Annotated in this window: 2 tRNA genes; both read left to right on the forward strand. The window is 48.2% G+C overall.

Annotated elements, in window-relative coordinates:
- Positions 1 to 132: 132 nt before the first annotated feature.
- Positions 133 to 206, forward strand: a tRNA-Ile gene (locus H6A28_RS14995).
- Positions 207 to 293: 87 nt separating this feature from the next.
- Positions 294 to 367: transfer RNA gene (locus H6A28_RS15000), tRNA-Ala, on the forward strand.
- Positions 368 to 371: the final 4 nt, after the last annotated feature.

The following is a 371-nucleotide window of genomic DNA, read 5'->3' on the forward strand; positions in this document are numbered from 1 at the left end:
AAGAGAGAAAGATGAAGCCGAGTCGGAACGGACGAGGTTGAAATGTCGAACGAGTGAGAGCAGAACCAAGCTCGCTTGGGTTATGCCGAGCGGGGAGACATAAATCATCGGCACGATGATAACTCACAAGCTAGTCCTATAGCTCAGTTGGTTAGAGCGCTACACTGATAATGTAGAGGTCGGCAGTTCAACTCTGCCTGGGACTACCTCGAAAAGAAGGAAGCGAAAAAAAACTTCCTTAAAATTTTGCGGGAACAAAAGTAAATGCTTACCTTTGCAGCCGCAAAAAAAACGGGGGATTAGCTCAGCTGGCTAGAGCACCTGCTTTGCACGCAGGGGGTCAACGGTTCGAATCCGTTATTCTCCACGAA

The sequence above is a fragment of the Bacteroides mediterraneensis genome (assembly GCF_016900355.1).
GTDB lineage: Bacteria > Bacteroidota > Bacteroidia > Bacteroidales > Bacteroidaceae > Phocaeicola.